Annotated in this window: 16 protein-coding genes; 7 read left to right on the forward strand and 9 right to left on the reverse strand. The window is 34.1% G+C overall.

Translation table 11 applies throughout. The features are described from left to right. The first annotated feature begins 87 nt into the window (after window positions 1-87). Window positions 88-1,089: an NAD(P)H-dependent glycerol-3-phosphate dehydrogenase gene (locus KFZ70_RS05695; protein ID WP_139694465.1), complete on the forward strand. Its 1,002-nt coding sequence runs from the start codon at window positions 88-90 to the stop codon at window positions 1,087-1,089. 36 nt (window positions 1,090-1,125) lie between these two features. On the opposite strand, the gene KFZ70_RS05700 is transcribed toward KFZ70_RS05695, so the two are convergent. The 4 genes from KFZ70_RS05700 to KFZ70_RS05715 all read right to left on the reverse strand — a co-directional run bounded on the left by KFZ70_RS05700 (window position 1,126) and on the right by KFZ70_RS05715 (window position 4,019). Continuing rightward, window positions 1,126-1,521 (reverse strand): hypothetical protein, encoded by a 396-nt coding sequence (locus KFZ70_RS05700; RefSeq protein ID WP_139694464.1) that lies wholly within the window; start codon window positions 1,519-1,521, stop codon window positions 1,126-1,128. 82 nt (window positions 1,522-1,603) lie between these two features. Then, entirely contained in the window at window positions 1,604-2,419 is an 816-nt protein-coding gene (locus KFZ70_RS05705) for a DUF6090 family protein (protein ID WP_139694463.1), read from the reverse strand. A gap of 82 nt (window positions 2,420-2,501) precedes the next feature. After that, entirely contained in the window at window positions 2,502-3,521 is a 1,020-nt protein-coding gene (gene pheS / locus KFZ70_RS05710) for a phenylalanine--tRNA ligase subunit alpha (RefSeq protein ID WP_139694462.1), read from the reverse strand. 141 nt (window positions 3,522-3,662) lie between these two features. Beyond that, complete coding sequence (locus KFZ70_RS05715) at window positions 3,663-4,019, reverse strand: hypothetical protein (RefSeq protein WP_139694461.1); 357 nt, start codon at window positions 4,017-4,019, stop codon at window positions 3,663-3,665. Window positions 4,020-4,092: 73 nt separating this feature from the next. On the opposite strand from KFZ70_RS05715, the gene KFZ70_RS05720 reads away from it, so the two are divergent. Beyond that, window positions 4,093-4,626 carry a CvpA family protein gene (locus tag KFZ70_RS05720; RefSeq protein WP_139694460.1) on the forward strand — a complete coding sequence of 178 codons (534 nt, stop codon included), beginning with the start codon at window positions 4,093-4,095 and terminating at the stop codon, window positions 4,624-4,626. Between the two features lie 13 nt (window positions 4,627-4,639). Here KFZ70_RS05720 and KFZ70_RS05725 read toward each other — a convergent pair whose 3' ends face one another. Both KFZ70_RS05725 and KFZ70_RS05730 read right to left on the reverse strand, forming a co-directional pair. Beyond that, window positions 4,640-6,502, reverse strand: coding sequence for a SulP family inorganic anion transporter (locus KFZ70_RS05725; RefSeq protein ID WP_139694459.1), 1,863 nt, complete (start codon window positions 6,500-6,502; stop codon window positions 4,640-4,642). A 129-nt stretch (window positions 6,503-6,631) separates the two neighbouring features. Continuing rightward, entirely contained in the window at window positions 6,632-6,982 is a 351-nt protein-coding gene (locus KFZ70_RS05730; protein WP_139694458.1) for an arsenate reductase family protein, read from the reverse strand. A 57-nt stretch (window positions 6,983-7,039) separates the two neighbouring features. Here KFZ70_RS05730 and KFZ70_RS05735 point away from each other — a divergent pair, with 57 nt between their 5' ends. Next, entirely contained in the window at window positions 7,040-7,504 is a 465-nt protein-coding gene (locus KFZ70_RS05735; RefSeq protein ID WP_139694457.1) for a DinB family protein, read from the forward strand. Here KFZ70_RS05735 and KFZ70_RS05740 read toward each other — a convergent pair. Both KFZ70_RS05740 and KFZ70_RS05745 read right to left on the reverse strand, forming a co-directional pair. After that, window positions 7,484-8,194 (reverse strand): DUF3298 and DUF4163 domain-containing protein, encoded by a 711-nt coding sequence (locus KFZ70_RS05740; protein ID WP_139694456.1) that lies wholly within the window; start codon window positions 8,192-8,194, stop codon window positions 7,484-7,486. The genes KFZ70_RS05735 and KFZ70_RS05740 overlap by 21 nt on opposite strands. Window positions 8,195-8,236: 42 nt before the next feature. Continuing rightward, window positions 8,237-9,064: a THC0290_0291 family protein gene (locus tag KFZ70_RS05745; RefSeq protein WP_139694722.1), complete on the reverse strand. Its 828-nt coding sequence runs from the start codon at window positions 9,062-9,064 to the stop codon at window positions 8,237-8,239. A 197-nt stretch (window positions 9,065-9,261) separates the two neighbouring features. Here KFZ70_RS05745 and gdhA point away from each other — a divergent pair, with 197 nt between their 5' ends. The 4 genes from gdhA to KFZ70_RS05765 all read left to right on the forward strand — a co-directional run bounded on the left by gdhA (window position 9,262) and on the right by KFZ70_RS05765 (window position 16,213). Next, window positions 9,262-10,605 (forward strand): NADP-specific glutamate dehydrogenase, encoded by a 1,344-nt coding sequence (gene gdhA, locus KFZ70_RS05750; protein WP_139694455.1) that lies wholly within the window; start codon window positions 9,262-9,264, stop codon window positions 10,603-10,605. Window positions 10,606-10,726: 121 nt separating this feature from the next. Then, on the forward strand, window positions 10,727-13,075 hold the full coding sequence (locus KFZ70_RS05755) for a two-component regulator propeller domain-containing protein (protein WP_139694454.1): 2,349 nt from the start codon (window positions 10,727-10,729) through the stop codon (window positions 13,073-13,075). Between the two features lie 4 nt (window positions 13,076-13,079). Beyond that, window positions 13,080-13,799: a DNA repair protein RecO gene (gene recO, locus KFZ70_RS05760; protein WP_139694453.1), complete on the forward strand. Its 720-nt coding sequence runs from the start codon at window positions 13,080-13,082 to the stop codon at window positions 13,797-13,799. 2 nt (window positions 13,800-13,801) lie between these two features. Further along, window positions 13,802-16,213, forward strand: a complete 2,412-nt coding sequence (locus KFZ70_RS05765; protein ID WP_139694452.1) for a TonB-dependent receptor domain-containing protein — start codon at window positions 13,802-13,804, stop codon at window positions 16,211-16,213. A 57-nt stretch (window positions 16,214-16,270) separates the two neighbouring features. Here the strand turns inward: KFZ70_RS05765 and KFZ70_RS05770 are convergent, their stop codons facing one another. Then, window positions 16,271-16,465, reverse strand: a complete 195-nt coding sequence (locus KFZ70_RS05770; protein ID WP_407516038.1) for a T9SS type A sorting domain-containing protein — start codon at window positions 16,463-16,465, stop codon at window positions 16,271-16,273. Window positions 16,466-16,494 lie beyond the last annotated feature (29 nt).

A 16,494-nucleotide genomic window follows, 5' to 3' on the forward strand; every position in this document is an offset into this window, starting at 1 on the left:
TGCCAAAAAAGAAAACCCTTATTTAGCTGGAAGGCTTTTTTACTCAAAATTTTATGTATTTTTGAATCGTAAATGGATTTGTTTTTTATGGAAAAGCCTTTAAAATATGCGGTTTTTGGAGCAGGAAGTTGGGCTACAGCTATTGTAAAAATGCTTTGTGAAAATTTAGATGAAGTTGGTTGGTATATGCGCAGTATTTATACCAAAGAGCATTTACTAAAAGAGCAACATAACCCTAATTATTTAAGCTCGGTAGAGTTTCATTTAGAGCAATTGAAGTTAAGTAATGATATTAATGAAATTGCCGCGTATGCAGATGTTTTAGTTTTTGTAATTCCATCAGCATTTATTCATGGTGAGTTGGAAAAGCTTCATATAGACATATCAGATAAAATTATTGTATCGGCTGTAAAAGGTATTATGCCAGAAAGCGGTTTGCTTGTGGGAGAACATTTTCATGAGTATTATAAGGTACCTTATGATAATATAGCGGTAATTGCTGGACCGTGTCATGCAGAAGAGGTGGCGCTTGAACGTTTGTCTTATCTCACCATTTCATGTTCAGATGAAAAAAAAGCAAAGACCATTGCCAATCAATTTAAAAGCGATTATATAAAAACAAAGGTAAGTGATGATGTTATTGGGGTGGAATATGCTGTTATGTTAAAAAACATCTATGCTATTGCCGCAGGAATTGCTCACGGTCTTGGGTATGGCGATAATTTTCAAAGTGTACTGATGAGCAATTCTATTCGTGAAATGAAGCGCTTTATAAAGAAGGTGCATAAAATGAAACGGAATATTAATAATTCAGCGTATTTAGGTGATTTACTAGTAACAGGGTATTCGGTGTTTTCAAGAAACCGCATGTTTGGTAATATGATTGGGAAAGGTTATACCGTAAAATCTGCACAAATGGAAATGAATATGGTAGCCGAAGGGTATTATGCTACAAAAAGTGCATATTTACTCAATCAAAAAAATACTAGAAAAACCAGTATGCCTATTATTAATGCGGTTTATGAGGTGTTGTATGAAAACAAAAACCCTAAAAAAGTATTTAAAAAACTGACGGATAGGTTAGATTAGTTCTTAAGTGGTTTTTGTCTGTTAGAAGCGTTTTTATTACTTCACTAAAACCCCTCTGCTTTGCATTAAAGGTATGGGTTGTAAAGCCTTTAAATTGATAGTATTTTTTCTAAACAAGAAGGTTTTGTCAAACATAGTATTGCCTTCAAAAAAGGAGACTTTAAAGGTGTTGTTTAAGGCAAAAAGATCTTCTTGTATTAATTCGATTTTAGCATAACTTTTTTTAGGTAACACATCAATCTTTTTTCTAAAAACAGAGGTAGTTTTGCTTTCAGAATAGCCGCTGGTAACAATTAAAACCATGTCTAAATCAATAGCTTTATCATTGATGATATACGCATTCCAATCCTGTGTTTTATATATATCGTTGTACTCATTAACAACCGCTATATACACACCTTCAACCTTTGGAATTTCAATATCTTTTTTCATGTTTCTTATTTACTGAGAGCACAAAAGTATGAAAGAAATTAACATGCTCGTGTGCTAATAATGTACGGATTATAAAATGATATTAATTAAAAGGTAAAGCAGGCTCATTAGAATGAAATTGAGGTATATGCTTTTTGTCTTTAATTTCTTGTTCAAGAATAGGTAAAATGGTCTCAAAAGCCTGTTCAAGATATTGAATAGAAAACAAAGAAAATTTCATAAAAATAAGTTGAGAGTTTAATATGCTTTCAAACTCAGGGTTATTTAATAAATCTTCAGGATTCCTTGTAAATCGGGAAGACTCCGATGTCCAATCAATTTCCAATTGATTTAGCGCATTAGTCATATTTTTGGTTTGATAGTATTTTCCTAAGAAGGGTAAGTAATAATTATGCATGTCAGATCTATAGGAATCGTCTTCCATAGCAACAAAACCTATTGCTGTTGGAAGATATACCAATAAATGTTTCAAACTATCATTCTGTATTAAATTTAATTTATCAGATTCCAATACATTGGTTAAAACTCCGGTATGCGATACAAATTTCCATCCTGAGATAAAAGCTGTTCCTAATAAACTATCTAAATTATGAGTTTTGTAGTTGGAATTATTGGTACATTCATTCATAAGTACCTTCATAGAGAGAAGTGCGCCTTCTTTGTTCTTTTTTATATATTTTAAAAAAGCAAGATTACTTTTCAGCTCGGTTCTTAAATTTATAAGGACCTTTTGTTCTTCTTTACGTTCTTGAAGCTTGCCATTCCAGGAGTTAATTTGTAACGCTATAAGAATACCCACTACCACTAAAACAATTTCACCAATGGCGTAGACCAAGTACTTTTTTAAAAGCCTCTTTTTTAGTAATCTTTTGCGAATACGTCTTAAGAATTTTATCATAACATTGTAGCAAAATGCAAATTTTAGAGCCCAATAAAAATAATGGGCTTGTGCTACAACAATTTAAGAAAAAATAATAGACTTATAAAGCTGCCTTAAACTGTTCTAAAAAGCGTACATCATTTTCGCTTAACAACCTAATATCTCCAATTTGATGTAAAAGCATAGCAATACGGTCAATACCAACACCAAAAGCAAAGCCAGAGTAGTCTTTTGTGTCAATATTACAATTCTCAAGAACATTAGGATCTACCATGCCGCAGCCTCCAATTTCTAACCAACCAGTGCCTTTAGTGATTTTATAATCGGTTTCTGTTTCTAAGCCCCAATACACATCAATTTCAGCACTTGGTTCTGTAAACGGAAAGTATGATGGGCGTAAGCGTATTTTACTTTTGCCAAACATTTCGGTAGTAAAGTGTTGCAGGGTTTGTTTTAAATCTGCAAAACTTACATCTTTATCAATGTACAAGCCTTCTATCTGATGGAAAAAACAGTGCGAACGGGCTGAAATAGCCTCATTTCTGTAAACTCTACCTGGTGAAATGGTTCTAATAGGAGGTTTGTTGTTTTCCATATAGCGTACTTGAACAGAACTGGTATGCGTACGCAGTAAAATATCAGGATTGGTTTGAATAAAAAAGGTATCCTGCATATCACGTGCTGGGTGGTATTCTGGTAAATTTAAAGCAGTAAAGTTATGCCAGTCATCTTCAATTTCTGGCCCTTCACTCACATTAAAACCAATACGTGAAAATATATCTATAATTTGATTTTTTACAATAGAGATAGGATGACGTGCGCCAATGGTAACAGGAGCTCCTGGACGTGATAAATCACCGTAAATGCCTGTAACTTCTTCCTTGCTTTCTAACTCTTCTTTTAAGGCGTTTACTTTATCTTCAGCTGTTTTTTTTAGCTTATTTATGGTTTGACCAAATTCTTTCTTTTGGTCATTTGCTATGTTTTTAAATTCAGCAAAATAGTCATTTAATAAGCCTTTTTTACCTAAGTACTTAATACGAAAGGCTTCAACTTCTTCTTTTGATTGGGCTTTAAATGCTTCAGCTTCAGCTATAAGTTCTTTTATCTTGTCTATCATAACGTCATTTCAAAAATGAATGCAAATTTACTATTTTTTATGTGAATTGCGTTAGGGATTGCAGAGGAAATCCTTTTTGTGAGGTACGAGCAAAACGATTGTAACGAAAAGCCCGACCCTTGGGGTAACGCCCTCATTAGTTTATTGAATATACTCGGTTTCTAAAAAGTAATTAACAATGGCTTCTTTCATTAAAATACTCTGTTCTCCAGCTTTTAAATGCGGTAAGGTTTCAAGAGGTGTATAGTGCGGCCAGCCATCATCATCAACAAAATCGAGTTCATAATACCCATAAGGCGCCAATAGCTTACAAATGGCAATATGCATAAGGTCAAGTTTTTGGTCTTTTTTAAATGTTCGGTGTAATTGCCCTAGTTCTTGAACGCCAATAAGGTAAATGATGGCATCAAGATCTAAGGTATCCCCATCTGAAAATTGTGCAGATAGTTTGGCTACTACAAGTTCCCAACGTGCTTTAAGTTGTTCGTCTCTTGACATACTTTTTTTAAAGCTACAAAGTTAATAAACCATATTGTGACTATTATTTTATATTTGCTGAAATTGTTTTTTTATGGGTGTTATTGACATTGTTTTAGGCGCTTTAATTTTATTGGGGCTGGTAAGAGGTTTTATGAAAGGTCTTTTTGTTGAGGTTGCGGGGGTAGTGGCTCTTATTGCGGGCGTATACGGTGCTATTCATTTTAGTAATTTTGCAGCTGAATTTTTACATACAGAAACCGAGTGGAGTGAAAAAACAATTAATATGACCGCTTTTGCTATTACATTTGTTATCATCGTTTTGGCTATTGCCTTGGCAGGAAAGGCATTAACAAAACTGGCTAGTTTTGCGGCATTAGGAATACTGAATAAGTTACTAGGTGGTGTTTTTGGCGGGTTAAAAATAGCACTGATTTTAAGTGTTGTGTTGAATATTTTTGATAAGATGAATAACACCTTTACCTTTCTTGATGAGGAATCAAAGGCGAATTCAGCGCTTTATGCCCCAGTAAGAGATTTGGTGCCCGCTATATTTCCAAACCTTTTAACCATTACTGTTGAGAAGAAGCATGATGACGCCGATGAGACTTTAAATAACGAGGCTTAATCGGTTAGTTATTTTAATATACATCTTTTACATTGGCTTTAATCCATTTAAGGCAGCTTTTAAAATCTTTAAAAATATGCTCTCTTGGAATTAAATCTGGAATGATATCAATGCGTTCCATCATATATTTTGGTTGTTTTAAAAGGTTAACAAACAGCACTTCTATGTGCTTTTTACTGAGCTCCTGAAGCATGTCTTCCATGGCGTACAATCCAGATTGATCCATATATTGCATTCTACCCAACCTAATAATTACCGTGCTTGCTGTATCTGGAATTTGAGATGTAAGTTGTTGAAAATCACTTGTGGTTCCAAAAAACAAAGGGCCTTTTAGGTGTTTTATAAACACTTCCTCTTTTAAATTTACAGGAAAGTCACTTTCATCATCCCAAGCTTCTTCTTTTAATGGTTTTACACCTGAGCGTTCGGCTGTTAAATCTCCTATTTGTTTCATGAACATTAATGATGCAATAACCAAACCAATACCTACAGCGTAAACCAAGTTCCAGAAAGTAGAAAGAATTAAAACGGTAAGCATAATTAATACTTCTGAGCTGACTTTTAAAGGACCAAATTTGGTGTCTTTTGGTAAACTAGGAATGGCTTTTAAACCCTTATAATCCATAACACCAATACCTACAGTAATGAGAATACCCGCCAGAACAGCAGCAGGGATTTTCGATGCTATTGGGCCTAAGCCCAATAAAATAATGAGAAGCATAATGCCAGCAATCATACCAGAGAGCTTGGTTTTACCTCCAGACGTAATGTTTACTACAGTTCTTATGGTAGCACCTGCACCTGGAATTCCTCCAAAAATTGCGGCCACACTATTGCCAATGCCTTGTCCTACAAGTTCTTTGTTTGGCTTGTGTTTGGTCTTTGTCATATTATCGGCAACTACACTGGTGAGCAAGGAGTCTATAGCACCTAAAAGGGCTAGTGTTAAAGCTGTGAAAATGTGAGGTGTTATATTGCCTAATTTAAATGCTGTGATAATTTCAAGATTGGGAAGGGGTAAGCCGCTTGGTATTTCTTCAATAGGTCTATAATTAAGTCCAAACCCCACAGCAATACCAGACATAACCACCAAAGCCACCAACGTAGAAGGCACAGCTTTAGTGATGCGTTTAAATCCATAAATGATAAAAATAGTGCCTAACGCAAGTATGAGCTCTAGCCAATTGATTTGTTTCAATGCACGCGGTAATGCTTTTATAGCACCTAATGCTCCAGAGGCTTTTTTTGCAGCTAAGGTTTGTGACTCTTTTAAAATATCGGCCTGAGAAATGTCTTGAGCACGATTTATAGTTTCTTTAAAATTTTCAAGTACTAAAATACCTTCTCCTGCTTCTTCCTTCAAGATGTTTTCAAGAATAGCTTCCTCGGCCAATGGTTTAAATTGTTCAACAAATACCTTGTCCTCTTTAGGATAATAACCCAATGATGGTAAAATTTGTGTGAATAAAATAATAACCCCAATGGCGGTCATAAAACCAGAAACGACAGGGTAGGGAATGTATCTAATATATTTACCTAAACCTAGAATACCTAATGCTATTTGCATAATGCCAGCCAAAAGAAATACGGTTAAAATAGTAGGCAGGGCTTTTGAAATATCACCATCATTAGTGGCTATAATACCCGCAATAACCACCATGCTTACCGCGGTCATGGGTGCTGTTGGGCCTGAAATTTGCGTATTGGTGCCACCAAAAAGAGCCGCAAAAAAACTTATAAAAATGGCACCGTAGAGTCCAGCAGTGGGGCCTAACCCCGATGACACTCCAAAAGCTAATGCCAAAGGTAAAGCTACTATGCCTGCTGTTATGCCTCCAAAAGCATCTCCTTTTATGTTAGAAAATAAGTTTTTCAAGTCTTGTTCAGTTTTGTATTACAAGTTAATTTTTCTTTTTCAAAAAAAAAAGTCATTACTTATGTATTGACTTTTAGAGCATTTTTGAATTATAAATTCGTGAAAATATAGTACTAGCAAAAAAGAAAGTTAACTTAAGGCCTCTTTGACGCCCTCAATAGTTTTTTTTGAACTTCCTATAAAAATGTTGTCGTTTATAATAATAACAGGTCTGCTTAAAAACGTATAGTGTTCTAGAATATAGTGTTTATAGTCGCGTTCACTTAAATTCTGATTTTTTAGATCCATTTCTTTGTACAATTTAGCACGTTTACTAAATAACGCTTCATAAGTTCCTGCGCGTTTTTGCATTTCTTCCAGTTGATCAACCGTTATAGGCTCACTTTTTATGTCTTGAAGTATAAATTCGGAAGAAAGATTAAGGTCTTTTAAAATGCGAGTACAGGTATTGCAGGTTTTTAAATAATATACTTTTTTCATAGTCTCTTTTGTTTCTAAAAACAAATTAAAAGTATATTTATCAAAAAAATAAACTTTATGGATTTTACATTTCAGGTTTTAAATAATACAAGAGCCATTTTTAGCAAAATTATTGAAAATACATCTTTAGCAGATTTGAATAAAATACCTAAAGGCTTCAATAATAACATTATTTGGAATATTGGGCATGTTGTCGTGACGGAGCAATTATTGGTTTATAAGTTGTCAGGACTAGAACCTTCGCTATCAGATGACATGATTAATAAATATAGAAAGGATTCTAGACCAGAAGAACAGGTAGTGCAAGCTGATGTGGATAGAATTAAAGGACTACTCACCTCAACTTTAAAAAAAACAGAAGAAGATTATAAGCGAGGTGTTTTTAAAGATTACAATGCCTATACTGTGTCAACTACAGGAAATACATTAACAAATATAGATGAGGCTTTACAGTTTGTTTTAGTCCATGAAGGCATTCATTATGGGTATATTTTGGCCTTATTAAGAGCCATTAAGAACTAGGAAGGGATTTGCGTCGTGATAGGGGATTTTAAACTCAATGATACCAGTAGAATAGGGTGCTATTTCATAAGCATTATAAAGTAGAACGATACCTTCCTCTGTATACGCCATATTTTTTGGTAATTGAAAAGTATTAGGGCTAAAAAGTATATCGTCTTTTGTGATGGATTGCTCAAAGTAAAATTGAGCTAATTTTGAAAATTCATCGGTGTTGTTGATTAAATTAATGGTTGGAATTAGTAATCCAGTTTCTGGATTAAAATTCAAAAAGGTAATAGATAATAAGCCATGAGCGCCTCCAGTATTCGTGTATGTTGTAATAGATATACTGATTATGTCTTCTGTTTGGTATAGTACTTCACCATCTATTTGAGCTTCCCAGACTTGCGGACTTTCTGGAAAATCTTTTTTAAAATCAATATAATCTTGATTAAAATTTTGAATACTTACTTCCAGATTATCCGTATTATGTTTTTCGGCATTTAAACAAAAAATAATCGTTTTTTCAATTTCAGCGTTTACATTATTCGCTGCTTCTGAATCTCCCGAAGCCAATATGATATCAAGCTCAACAATAGTATTGTCTTTTGAGGCTAAAGTAAATTCTGAAAATGACAGCGTGGATTCTTCTTTACAGGCAACAAGAACTGCAAGAGATAGAAATATAATTGGTAAAACAGGTGTTTTCATGAATTGACTGCTAGCTAAATAAGAAAAGGGATGCAAACTATTTTAATCTAAATAGTAAATATACCCAAAATTTAGCCAAACCAACCAATCATTATTACGGTCATAACCGCCCCAATTATGATTTAATCCATCAATCCAATCACTATAATAATACTGCCATCTTAAATCAAGCATCAAATCAGATAGTTTGGTTAATTTATATCTAACACCAACACTGGCTACCGTAGACCAAGTTCCTCCTCCTTTTGTTTTTATGGGGTAAGGAGGTTTATCTGGAAAATCTTCAAACCAAAAGGAATAAATATTTGATGATTCAAACACATTACCATAAAAATCAGGATTAGGATTGTTAAAAGTGGTGCTTGCTTTAGGGTTATAGGATGTATAATGCACACCCAAACTTACAAAAGGAGCAAATCTATAGGAAAACGCTTGAAAATCACGAATGCTTAGGGGAAAAAATTCGAGTTGCATACCAATGTCAAAATTTTCAGCTACTCCTTTATGACCTCTTAGTTGATCGGCTTGAATACTTACTTTATTGGGTTGTACCCAATGTCCAAGATGCTCTAATTTGGTATAATTATATGAAATTTCGCTTCTAAGTTTAAAGTGATCATTAAAGTACGTGTCTGTTGTATAGCAATTACAATCAGCACGATAGGAAAAGTTTATATAGTGAACAAGTCCAATACCAAATCCAGAATTTCCAAAATTGGTTGGTTCGTTATTTCTTATTCCAAAATCAGACCTAAACTGTACAGGCCCTGCAATAACACCTATTTCCTGAGAAAAACCCAACTGCGCGTTTATCGATTGGGATAGGGAACAAAGATAAAACACTAAAGCTAAATGACTGAATTTGGGCATATAAGCATAAAATTTTTGAGGCATGTTTATAAACAAATATATAAAAAGCGGTTTAATCAGCAAATATTAATAAAGGCTCTGATTTGTAATGAAAAATTATATTACGAATATCTAATAAAAACGTTTAAAATTTTATAGAAAATGTATATTTGTTGAAAAAAAATAATTATTCAATAATTTAACTATAAAACATACCCATGAAAAGTACCGTTGAAGAATTTTTAGATCTAGTTAAGCAACGAAACGGGCACGAGCCTGAATTCTTACAAGCTGTTGAAGAAGTTGCCGAAACTGTTATACCGTACATAGTAAAAAATGATATTTATTACGGAAAGAATATTTTGCTTAGAATGGTGGAGCCTGAGCGTGTTGTTATGTTCAGAGTGTGTTGGGTTGATGATCAAGGTGAAATTCAGGTAAATAGAGGATATCGGGTTCAAATGAATTCGGCAATTGGTCCCTATAAGGGGGGGTTGCGTTTTCATCCAACAGTAAATTTGAGTATCCTAAAATTTTTAGCTTTTGAACAGGTTTTTAAAAATAGTTTAACAACGCTTCCTATGGGAGGCGGAAAAGGAGGAAGTGATTTTGATCCAAAAGGGAAGAGTGATAACGAAATTATGCGTTTCTGTCATGCTTTTATGGGGGAATTATTTAGACATATAGGTCATAATACCGATGTTCCAGCGGGAGATATTGGTGTTGGAGCCCGAGAGATAGGGTTTCTTTTTGGAATGTATAAAAAAATCAGTAATAATTTTACAGGTGTATTGACGGGAAAAGGATTGTCGTGGGGAGGCTCGTTAATAAGACCTGAAGCTACTGGGTATGGCACGGTTTATTTTGCTGAAAAAATGCTAGAAACAAGAGGTGATGGTATTAAGGGCAAGAACGTCGTGATATCAGGATCGGGAAATGTGGCACAGTATGCTGCAGAAAAAGTAATTCAGCTTGGAGGAAAAGTGTTAACGCTTTCTGATTCTTCTGGTTTTATTTATGATAAAGATGGTATTGATGCTGAAAAGCTAGCTTTCGTAATGACATTGAAAAATGAAAAACGCGGAAGAATAAGCGAATATTTGAATAAGTATCCAAATGCAGAATTCATAAAAGGACAAACACCATGGAAAATACCTTGTGAGATTGCACTGCCATGTGCAACCCAAAATGAATTGCATGAAGATGATGCTAAAACACTTTTAAATAATGGTTGTATTTGTGTGAGTGAGGGTGCTAATATGCCATCAACCAATCAGGCTATTCAAGCATTTCATAAGGCAAAAATATTATTTGCACCAGGTAAAGCTTCAAATGCTGGAGGCGTGGCAACTTCAGGATTAGAGATGACTCAAAACTCATTACGATTTAAATGGTCACGAGAAGAAGTTGATAATAAGTTAAAAGATATCATGTCCGATATTCATAAATCGTGTTTAGAATACGGTAAAGATGATGATGGTTATATCGATTATGTGCGGGGCGCTAACATTGCTGGTTTTGTGAAGGTTGCTGATGCTATGCTGGCGCAAGGTATCATTTAGTTCATTTAAATTTAAAAAGATAAAATGGCTTCCTGAAAGGGAAGCTTTTTTTGTTTAAACATACTTGTTCTAAAGAAATACTCGTTAGATATGAATATATTTGAATATTCAAATTAAAACTATGTTTAAAAGACTTATTGTATCTATACTTTTTCTTTTTTCAATAGGCGTGCTTTCTCAGGACTACTCTACGCAATGGCAAGGTCATTTTTCATTTAGCAAAATAGTAGGCTTAAGTCAAGCAAATAATAAAATATATGCAGCAGCAGAGAACGCAGTTTTTAGCATTGATACCAAAACAAATGAATTAAGAGAATTTACAACGGTTAACGGATTGTCAGGAGAATCTATTTCTGCTATATATTATAGTCCTGACTTTGAATTGTTGGTTGTAGGTTATGAAAATGGAATTATTGAAATTGTTTTTGAGAATGACATAAAAGTTTTAACTGTTCGTGATATTTTTGATAAGCCTACAATTCCTTCAAATAATAAGCGAATCAATCATTTTACGGGGTACCAAAACCTAGTATATATTGCAACTGATTTTGGGATTTCAGTATTTGATTTGGAGCGACTAGAGTTTGGTGATACTTATTTTATAGGTGCTAATGGCAGTCAAATACCAGTAACACAAACAACAATAATCAATGAGTTTATTTATGCTTCAAGCTTAAACAATAATGGTATAAAAAAGGCAGATTTATCAGATCCAAATCTTATTGATTTCAATAATTGGCAAACCATTAATTCTGGAAGTTGGTTAGGAGTTCAGGGGGTAGAAAACAATTTGTACGCTATAAACAGCAATAAAAAAATATACCAGATATTAAATGATAATGTTATTGAGTTATTTACTTATAGTGATTCGCCACAGGATTTAAGGCAATCTGATAATAATCTTATAGTTTCAACAACTAATCATATTTTTGTTTATGATGCTGATTTCAATTTGATTTCCCAGATAGAACAAGCACAAGAGTTTGAGACGTCTTATACCTCTGCCGTTGTAAATGAAAATTTTGTTTTTATTGGTACTAAAAACTTTGGAATACTGAAAACAATTATAAATAGTCCATTTACTTTTGAAGAAATTCATCCAGATGGCCCCATACTGAATAATCCATTTTCCATTGAACCTACAAATGAAGGTGTTTGGGTAACATTTGGTGAGTATGATAGTGAATATAATCCTTATCCATTAAACAGTAGAGGAATAAGTCAGTTGAAAAATGATGAATGGATTAATACACCCTATGAAGATCTTTTTGAAGCAAAATGTTTAAACAGTATTGCCATAAACCCAGCTAACACAAATCAGGTTTATATAAGTTCATTTATAAATGGAATAGTAGAGATTGAAGAAAATATTCCAAAGATTCTGTATAATGAAACGAATAGTGGATTAGAATCCCTCGTACTCCCCTCTAATCCTAACTATGTTGATATCAGGGTAGGTACAAGTACATTTGATAAAAATGGGTTGTTGTGGTCTCTAACTAGCAGGATTGACAGGCCTTTAAAGTCTTATAATCCAGCAAACGGTCAATGGCGCTCGTTTGATTTCACGTCATTGATTAATAGCGGGTTGGATGATAATCTTGGTTTTTCAAAAATTGTTATTGGTTCAGATGGAACTATTTGGTGTGCAAGTAGTAATTTTGGATTGATAGGATTTCATGAAAATAACGGAAGTCAGTTACTAAAAAATATAGCACGAGAAGAGCACAATATGCCGTCAAATCAGGTTACAGGCATGGCCTTAGATAAGAGAAACCAATTGTGGATTGGAACATTAAGGGGCTTGCGTGTACTTTATAATCCTTCTGATTTTTTTGACAGCACAGATATTAGAGTAGACGAAATTATAATTGAAGAAGATGGTATAGCCAAAGAGTTGCTTTACCAACAAAATATCACAGATATTGAGGTTGATGGTTCAAACAATAAATGGATAGGAACCTCAGATTCTGGATTGTTTTATTTTTCACCCGATGGTCAACGTACCATATTTCACTTCACACGAACAAACTCACCTTTACCTTCAAACAGTATAAGAGATATTTCTATTGATGGCGATAATGGTATTGTATATATAGCTACACAAAAAGGATTGGTATCATTCAAATCGGGCAGTTCACAGCCTATCAAAGACTTACAACAAGCTTTTGCTTACCCCAATCCTGTAAGACCTCATTTTGATATAGTTGAAAAAAAGGTAAAGATTAAAGATGTTTCAGAGCATGTAAATATTAAAATTACCGATATTGAAGGTAATTTGGTGGCCGAAGCACAATCAAGAATTAATCAAAGATACGGAGGGTATAACCTAGAAATTGATGGAGGAACCGCCTATTGGAATGGTAAAAACCTTGCCAATAATATGGTGTCATCAGGCGTATATTTGATAATGATTTCAGATCTTGATACGTTTGAAACTAAAGTCATCAAACTAATGGTTGTGAGATAAAACTATGCTACTTACCACTAACGCTATTGTTCTTTCAAAGCTAAAATTTAAAGAATCCGACTTAATCGTAAAATGTTACACCCAGCAAAAAGGTGTGGTAAGTTTTTTGCTTCATGGTGTTTTAAAGAGTAAGAAAGGAGGTGCAAAAGTAGCCTATTTTCAACCCTTGTCACAGCTTCAAGTCATTACAGATTTCAAACCTAAAAAGTCATTACAATACATAAAAGACATTAAGGTGAGTCACATGTATACTACATTACATTCACATATACTTAAGGGAGCTGTTGTTATGTTTTTAGCAGAGGTTTTAAGTAGTACATTGCAAGAAGAAGAAGCGAATGAACCGCTTTATAGCTATATAGAACATACGCTATTATGGCTTGATACACAATCTGAATACGCTAACTTTCATTTGTTGTTTTTATTGAAATTATCTAAGTATTTAGGGTTTTATCCAGATGTTTCTCATATTGATTATGCTTTTTTTGATTTGAATGAAGGTAAATTTGAGTCTAAGTATACAAGTAAATATTGTATCACTGGAGACAATTTAGAGCTCCTAAAACAGTTGTTAGGCACAACATTTGATGCTTTACCAGAAATTAAGATTAATGCTAAACAAAGGCAGTCTTTTTTAAATATGATTTTGCTTTATTTTGAACTACATTTGGGGAGTTTTAAAACCCCTAAGTCATTGCAGGTATTTAATCAAGTTTTTAGTTAAAAATGAGGTCGTTTTCTATTCTTTTCTTTCTATTGCTTGCGTTTACAAGGTTTTATGCTCAAAATATAAAGGTTTTAAATAAACAGACTAATGAACCGATTTTCGGTGTTGCCATATATAATGTAGACAAATCAAAAAGTACGGTTACAAATTTTCGAGGGGAAGCTTCATTGCAGGATTTTTCAAGTACAGAAATCATCTATTTTAAACATTTATCACATGTTTTAAAAAGGCTCTCAAAAAATGCTATTGGTCATTCTAACAGAGTTTATTTAGAATCTAATACGCAAGACCTACAAGAAGTGGTAATTTCAGCATCAAAGTTTGAACAAAGTAAAAAAGATATCCCTCAAAAAATCATCAGTATAGATGCTAAAGAAATTACATTTACTAATCCTCAAACAAGTGCCGATGTTTTAGAAAAAACGGGACAGGTTTATGTTCAAAAAAGTCAATTAGGAGGCGGAAGCCCAATGATAAGAGGGTTTTCTACAAACCGACTGCTAATTACTGTTGACGGTGTACGCATGAATAATGCCATTTTTAGAGGAGGTAACCTTCAAAATGTTATTTCTATTGATCCATTTTCACTTCAGAATACAGAGGTAACGCTCGGCGCAGGTTCTGTTATTTATGGAAGTGATGCTGTAGGTGGTGTGATGAGTTTTTATACCAAAAAGCCTGAACTTTCGTATACAGAGGGGTTAAACCTAAAAGGAAATGCTGTTGTAAGGTATGCATCGGCAAGTCAGGAAAAAACAGGGCATTTCGATTTCAATTTAGGGTACAGAAAATGGGGTTTTATTACTAGTGTGAGTTATACAGATTTTGATGATTTAAAAATGGGGCGCCAAGGGCCTAATGATTATTTAAGGCCTGAGTTTATTGAAGTTTCCAGAAGCGGTGACAAAATAGTACCCAATACAAACTCAAGATTGCAGCGATTTTCGGGGTACAAACAGTATAATGTGATGCAGAAAGTACGGTATACTGCAGAGAAAGATTTTAGTTTTGATGTCGGACTATTTTATACCACAACTTCTGACATACCGCGGTATGATAGATTAATACGCTATAAAGGTGATCAATTACGATCTGCAGAATGGCACTACGGTCCGCAGTCATGGTTTATGAGTAACTTTCAAATGACCAAGTTAAGCAGCCGTTCTAGTTTTTATAATAAAATTAAAGCTACGGTGGCCTATCAAAATTTTCAAGAAAGCAGGAAAGACAGAGATTACCAATCAGATATAAGACGCATTAGGGAAGAAGCGGTAGATGCGTATTCCTTTAATCTTGATTTTGAAAAAATTATAACACCCAAAACACATTTTTTCTATGGTGCCGAGTATGTGTATAACAAAATAATGTCGCATGGCGAAACTCAGAATATAATGACGGGTGAGCGCGAAAAAGCCGTTTCAAGATATCCCAATGGGGCAAGCTGGCAATCGGGAGCGGTGTATGCTAGCTTAAAATATAAACCCAATACAAAGTTTGTATTTCAATCGGGTTTACGTTTTAATCATGTGATTTCTAGAGCCGATTTTACAGAAAATAATACATTTTTACATCTACCTTTTAATCAATCTATAAACGAGTCAAGTGCCCTTACAGGAACGGCTGGAATTAGTTGGTCACCTAATGATAGGATTCAATGGAAATTGAATGCTTCATCGGCCTTTAGAGCACCTAATATAGATGATATTGGTAAAGTGTTTGATTCTGAACCAGGATCTGTAGTGGTGCCTAATGAATATTTAAAACCAGAATTTGCTTATGGAGGTGAATTAGGTGTGCTGTTAGATTTTGATGGAAAAGTGTTGTTAGATATGAATACGTATTATACCTATTTAGATAATGCTTTAGTACGAAGGGATTATACGTTAAATGGTCAATCCAACATTATATATGATGGCGAATTAAGTAACATTCAAGCTATTCAAAACGCTTCAAAGGCGTGGATTTATGGTTTTGAAGTCGGCTTAAACATTAGGTTTACAAACCAACTGAAGTTAACATCGCAATACAATATTACAGGTGGTACGGAGGCCTACGGAAATATAGAAGTACCCGTGAGGCATGTGGCACCTCAGTTTGGGAATACGCATCTTATTTGGAGTAATAATAAGATGAAGTTTGATGTGTTTGCCAATTATAATGGAGAATTATCAGCCAATCAATTAGCCCCTTCAGAAATTGAGAAAGATTACATTTATGCCTTAGATGCTAACGGAAACCCTTACAGTCCGTCATGGGTTACACTTAATATTAGGGCGCAGTATCAAATACATGAATCGTTAGCTATAATGGCTAGTTTAGAGAATATAACCAATCAACGTTATAAAACCTATTCCTCGGGGATTGGGGCTGCGGGCAGAAATGTTATTCTAGCCTTAAAGTATAGCCTATAAAAAACCTCAAAATCCAAAAGCAGATTTTGAGGCATGGTGGTCTTAAATAGTTTAAAGTTATTTTTTTACTGCTTTTTTGGTTATTACAGTACCATTTGATAGATGCACTTTGGCAAAAAACACACCCTTTAAACGAGGTAAACTATAAATTTCAGAGTGGTTACTTCCGTTTAAGCGGTATAAAGAGCGTCCTAAAAGATCAAATAATTCAATCGATTTAATGGTTAAGTTAGGAGCTGTTGTGAACTGCATATCGTTGTCATTTAAAGGCACAATATCTA

This window comes from Allotamlana fucoidanivorans (assembly GCF_045788535.1).
GTDB lineage: Bacteria > Bacteroidota > Bacteroidia > Flavobacteriales > Flavobacteriaceae > Allotamlana > Allotamlana fucoidanivorans.

Bases quoted from the DNA above. Each gene is read 5' to 3' on its own strand.
- KFZ70_RS05695 (WP_139694465.1), top strand. From the start codon at position 88: ATGGAAAAGCCTTTAAAATATGCGGTTTTTGGAGCAGGAAGTTGGGCT.
- KFZ70_RS05700 (WP_139694464.1), bottom strand. From the start codon at position 1,521: ATGAAAAAAGATATTGAAATTCCAAAGGTTGAAGGTGTGTATATAGCG.
- KFZ70_RS05705 (WP_139694463.1), bottom strand. From the start codon at position 2,419: ATGATAAAATTCTTAAGACGTATTCGCAAAAGATTACTAAAAAAGAGG.
- pheS (WP_139694462.1), bottom strand. From the start codon at position 3,521: ATGATAGACAAGATAAAAGAACTTATAGCTGAAGCTGAAGCATTTAAA.
- KFZ70_RS05715 (WP_139694461.1), bottom strand. From the start codon at position 4,019: ATGTCAAGAGACGAACAACTTAAAGCACGTTGGGAACTTGTAGTAGCC.
- KFZ70_RS05720 (WP_139694460.1), top strand. From the start codon at position 4,093: ATGGGTGTTATTGACATTGTTTTAGGCGCTTTAATTTTATTGGGGCTG.
- KFZ70_RS05730 (WP_139694458.1), bottom strand. From the start codon at position 6,982: ATGAAAAAAGTATATTATTTAAAAACCTGCAATACCTGTACTCGCATT.
- KFZ70_RS05735 (WP_139694457.1), top strand. From the start codon at position 7,040: ATGGATTTTACATTTCAGGTTTTAAATAATACAAGAGCCATTTTTAGC.
- KFZ70_RS05740 (WP_139694456.1), bottom strand. From the start codon at position 8,194: ATGAAAACACCTGTTTTACCAATTATATTTCTATCTCTTGCAGTTCTT.
- KFZ70_RS05745 (WP_139694722.1), bottom strand. From the start codon at position 9,064: ATGCCCAAATTCAGTCATTTAGCTTTAGTGTTTTATCTTTGTTCCCTA.
- gdhA (WP_139694455.1), top strand. From the start codon at position 9,262: ATGAAAAGTACCGTTGAAGAATTTTTAGATCTAGTTAAGCAACGAAAC.
- KFZ70_RS05755 (WP_139694454.1), top strand. From the start codon at position 10,727: ATGTTTAAAAGACTTATTGTATCTATACTTTTTCTTTTTTCAATAGGC.
- recO (WP_139694453.1), top strand. From the start codon at position 13,080: ATGCTACTTACCACTAACGCTATTGTTCTTTCAAAGCTAAAATTTAAA.
- KFZ70_RS05765 (WP_139694452.1), top strand. From the start codon at position 13,802: ATGAGGTCGTTTTCTATTCTTTTCTTTCTATTGCTTGCGTTTACAAGG.
- KFZ70_RS05770 (WP_407516038.1), bottom strand. From the start codon at position 16,465: ATGCAGTTCACAACAGCTCCTAACTTAACCATTAAATCGATTGAATTA.